The 4,523-nt window shown below is 58.8% G+C and carries 4 protein-coding genes; all 4 read right to left on the bottom strand.

The features are described 5' to 3' along the window. Nucleotides 1-1,501: ATP-binding cassette domain-containing protein (locus RT613_RS19165; RefSeq protein ID WP_313618006.1), on the bottom strand; the 1,501-nt coding region annotated here is incomplete at its 3' end. Nucleotides 1,502-1,521: 20 nt separating this feature from the next. Further along, complete coding sequence (locus RT613_RS19160; protein WP_409558858.1) at nucleotides 1,522-2,403, bottom strand: ABC transporter permease; 882 nt, start codon at nucleotides 2,401-2,403, stop codon at nucleotides 1,522-1,524. 41 nt (nucleotides 2,404-2,444) lie between these two features. Beyond that, on the bottom strand, nucleotides 2,445-3,422 hold the full coding sequence (locus RT613_RS19155) for an ABC transporter permease (protein WP_313617982.1): 978 nt from the start codon (nucleotides 3,420-3,422) through the stop codon (nucleotides 2,445-2,447). 4 nt (nucleotides 3,423-3,426) lie between these two features. Further along, the coding region (locus RT613_RS19150) for an ABC transporter substrate-binding protein (protein ID WP_313617981.1) at nucleotides 3,427-4,523 on the bottom strand (1,097 nt) is incomplete at its 5' end.

The following is a 4,523-nucleotide window of genomic DNA, read 5'->3' as shown; positions in this document are numbered from 1 at the left end:
TGGATCTGGTACCAGCGCCAAAACGGATGGCTTCACGCAATGTCTCACCAATGCGCATGTGTGGATTAAGCGAGACCGCCGGGTCCTGGAAAATCATCTGCACCTGACCGATGAGGCCGCTGCGATGGCCCGGTCTGGTGACGTCATAGGCTTGGCCGTCGAGCATCATCGTGCCGGATGAGGCCGTCTCAAGCCCTGCGAGAATACGGCCAATCGTCGACTTGCCACTGCCGCTCTCGCCGACGATGCCGGTGATTTCTCCGCGTGGCAGAACGAGATCGATGTCATCAAGGGCGCGACGGGATGTTGTTTTGCCCCATCTGGCAAAGGACAGAACATTACTGGGGGCAAAGCTCTTGCTGATGCCCTTGAGCACCACAATTGGATCAGTGCTTTCAGTGTTTGATGCGTCGATGTCGGTCTGACCGTGACTGATTTCGGTGGCGACCACGATTGTCTCGCTGGTTTCCCTCCCAGACTGTAGGCCTGGTTTGGTGGGGCCGCTTTTGTCTGCGGGCAGCCCAGTTGAAGTCTCTGATGATGCTGTGTCGCTCGTTACGCCGCTGGGATGAACATCACCCGATGACTGAATGGTGGTTGCTAGTGTTGGGTTTGGCGGTGTTGATGTCACCAGCGTTGCGTTCAGCGCTATTGAATTCGCCGATGCCAGGCGCAGGCGAGGCACGGCAGCCAGCAGCTCACGGGTATAGTCCTCTTGTGCATCGTCTAGAACGTCCTGTGTCGCGTCAAACTCGACGACCCTGCCATGGCGCATGACCAGCACGCGGTCGGTGATCTCGGAGACCACGCCCATGTCGTGGGTAACGAGAATGACCGACACACCGGTCCGGTCGACGATGGAGCGCAACAGATGCAGGATATGTTTTTGCACCGTGGCATCAAGTGCCGATGTTGGTTCATCGGCGATGATGATGTCAGGGGCGCCAGCCAGTGCCATAGCGATCACAGCACGCTGCCTTTGACCGCCCGAGAACTGGTGCGGGAAATGCTGGTAACGCTGGTCGGGATCGGGAATACCGACCTGTGCCAGAAGCGCCAGTGATCGGGCCTGTGCCTGGCGTGCCGACATATCAGGATTATGGGCAATGACGGTCTCCAGCAGTTGAGCCCCGACCGACATCAGCGGATCGAGCGATGCGGTATGATCCTGGAACACCGCGGAGATCTTTTGGCGCCTGACGCTGTCGTTTGGATCGTCCAGAGCGCCGATCTGGACACCATCAAGGAGAATGCTTCCGGACACATGCTGCATGCCCGGTGCCATCAGCCCAAGCACCGCATTGCCGATGGTTGACTTGCCAGCGCCTGATTCACCGATGATGCCAAGGATCTCCCCTCGCCCAAGGGTAAAGCTGACATCGCTGAGGATGGTGTGGGTTCCTCGTGGCGAACGATGGCGCAGCCCAAGGTTTTTAACATCGAGCAGCGGCGTGGCGTTTGTTGCACGCGCGTTTGTTGTGTAGTCGTTTTTTGACGGCATATGATTGGACAGGGCTGATGTCATCGCAGATTGCTCCCGGGATCAAGGCGAAGACGAACGTGTTCACCGGTAAAATTGATGGTGGCGATCAGGCAAAACAGCGCAAGTCCCGGAAACAGGCTGATCCAGTACTGGCCGGTCAGGAGATACTGGAAGCCATTGGCAACCGCCGAGCCGAGCGACGGTTTGTCGAGGGGTACACCGAGGCCCAGAAACGACAGTGTGGCTTCAAGCGCAACGGCATGCCCAACCTCGATGGGAATGAGGCTGATGGCCGGTGCAATGCTGTTGGGTAAAAGATGCCGGAAGATCACCCGACGGGTTGGCAGGCGCATCAGCCGGGCCGCGTCCATATAGGGCTTTTGGGTCTCGCTGAGTGCCACACCGCGCACCAGTCGCGCATAGGCCGCCCATTGGGCAATGACCAGTGCCAGAATGATACGGTCAACACCCGGACCAAGCGCCACGATAGCAATCAGTGCTACCAGAATGGTCGGCAGGCTGAGCTGCAGGTCAACGATGCGCATGATGACGATATCGATCCACCCCTTGAAGTAGGCAGCTGTCACACCGGCGGTAAGACCGATCAGGGCTGCAAGAGCGGCACTGGTGAACGACACGATCAGGCTGATCTGCAAACCATAGAGGATGGTGCTGAAGATATCGCGGCCAAGCCCGTCCGTGCCCAGCAGATAGGTAAAGCTGCCACTTCCAACCGTGCCCGGTGGTGAAGACGCCTCCCACGCATAGATCTGCAAGGGGTCATAAGGGTTTTGTGGCGAGATCAGCGGAGCGGCGATGGCTGCAAGGATAAACAGGCCGAGCAGTGCGATTGATGGATGCAGGTAGGCTGGCAGCCAAGTTGGCAGCAAGGGTCCCTGCCCGGTTTTGTCGCTGCGCATGCCAAATGCCCGCAGAAGAAGCGGTTTCATATCATCCTCCCTTATGATGATGTTCGCACGCGTGGATCGATCACGACGTAATAGAGATCGACCAGTGCGTTGAGCAGGACGAAGGCGACGGCAGTGAAGGTCAGTGTTGCCATCACCACCGGCCGGTCGAGCAGCTGGATGGAATCGATCAGCAGTTTGCCGATACCCGGCCATGCAAAGATGGTTTCGACCACAACGGCAAAGGCCAGCATGCCGCCGAACTGCAGCCCGATGATCGTGACCAGCGGCACGCTGATATTGGGCAGCGTATGGGCAAACAGGATACGACGTGGTGACAGGCCACGGGCACGGCTGAAGCGTGTGAACTCCTGCCTTTCCACCTCGATTGTGCCTGATCGTGCTAGGCGGGCAATCAGTGCGATATTGGGGATGGCAAGCGCCAGCATCGGCAGCACCATGTGTCTCAGACCATCCACGGTAAACAGGCTCCACTCTGCTCCCATGACAGTGGTGGTTGGTCCCCTGCCCCCCGATGGAAACCATCCCGTCAGGATGGCCCCGGTCAGGATCAGCATCATGCTCAGCCAGAAGGACGGAACGCTGAGAGCAAAGACGCTGCCCCGCAGAACGATCCGGTCAAGGCCAGTGTCTTTGCGGCGTCCGGCCATCAGCCCAAGGCCGACACCAGCGGTTGCCGAGACCAGCATGGCAAGAGAGGCAAGTTCCAGGGTGGCTGGCAGTTTGCTCATCACCAGATCGAATGCCGGCTGGTGGTAGATGTATGATGTGCCGAACTGGCCGCTCAGCACATTTTTGAGGAACAGGCCGTATTGCTGCCAGATTGGCAGGTCGAGGCCGAGCGCGATGGTGGCACGCCTGATATCCTCAGGCGTGGCTGTTTCGATATTGACGACGTTGAACACCGGATTGCCAACACTGTGAATGCCGATGAAGCCAATCAGCGACATGGCCAGCAACAACAGCAGCGCCTGACCCAGTCGTGACGAGATGGCGGAAAGAATGGCCATCCGCTTACTCCGTCTCGGTTTTGGTCTGCATTGCCGTGGTCCAGCCACGCGGATGCATGACATAGGAGCCGACCTTCGGACCAAAACCGACAATGTGGTGGAAATGGTAGAGCGGGATGATCGGCTGGTCGCGCATGGCAAGCTCGGTTGCCTCTGCCAGTGCCTGATTACGGGCATCACCGGCTTCAATGCCTTGCGCCTTGGTCAGCAGCGCATCAAATTCGGGATTGCTGTAGTGGCCAAAGTTCAGCGCACCGGTACCGTGCTCCTTGTCCTGTGATGCCACCAGTGCATGCAGGATGATATCGACAGCCTCACCTGATGTGCCGCCATACCAGGCAGCATATTCGCCAGCGGCACGTTTGGTGTTGAACACCGAGAAGGGCGAAGCCTGCGGACGAACCGTCACACCAATGCGTGCCCAGCTCTGTGCAACAGCCTGCAGACTGTCACCGTCGCCGGGATAACGCCCGGCAGGTCCTGCAAGCGTGACGTTGAACCCATCGGGATAACCGGCCTTGGCCAGCAGTTCTTTTGCGGCGTCATAGTCAGGTGCTGCGGCCTTCAGATTTGCCGACGTGCCGGGAAGTCCCGCCGGATACACTTGCGATGCGGCTGTGCCATAACCCGACAGGATTTTTTCCACGATCACGTCGCGGTCGGTCGCCATTGCAAGTGCGCGTCTGACCTGCACATCCCGGAACGGGTTTTTGATGGCCGCACCTGATTTGTCGCTGACGCCTGAAACGTCTTGGCTCTCGACATCGAATTGCAGGAAGTTGATCCGGGCCGCACTGATGCTGGCGACATCGGCGCCGCGCTGTTTGAGGGATCCGACATCGCGGGCCGGAATGGCATCGGCAACATCGACATCCCCGGTTGACAGGGCTGCCACACGGGCAGCCGGACTTTCCATCACCCGGAACGTCACCGAAGGCCATGCCGGACGATCACCCCAGTAACCGTCATAACGGGCCAGTTGCAGGGTCTCCCCTGAACTCCAGCGCTCGAACCTGTAGGGTCCGGTGCCATTGGACGCCTGACCACCATTGAGTTCTTCCGTGGTCTGGAACCCTTCGGCCGGCTTGTGCATGATGAACA

The sequence above is a fragment of the Agrobacterium sp. genome (genome assembly GCF_032092815.1).
Taxonomy (GTDB): domain Bacteria; phylum Pseudomonadota; class Alphaproteobacteria; order Rhizobiales; family Rhizobiaceae; genus Agrobacterium.
Note: the sequence above shows the minus strand (reverse complement) of the source record. Positions and strands in the feature narration are given on the sequence as shown.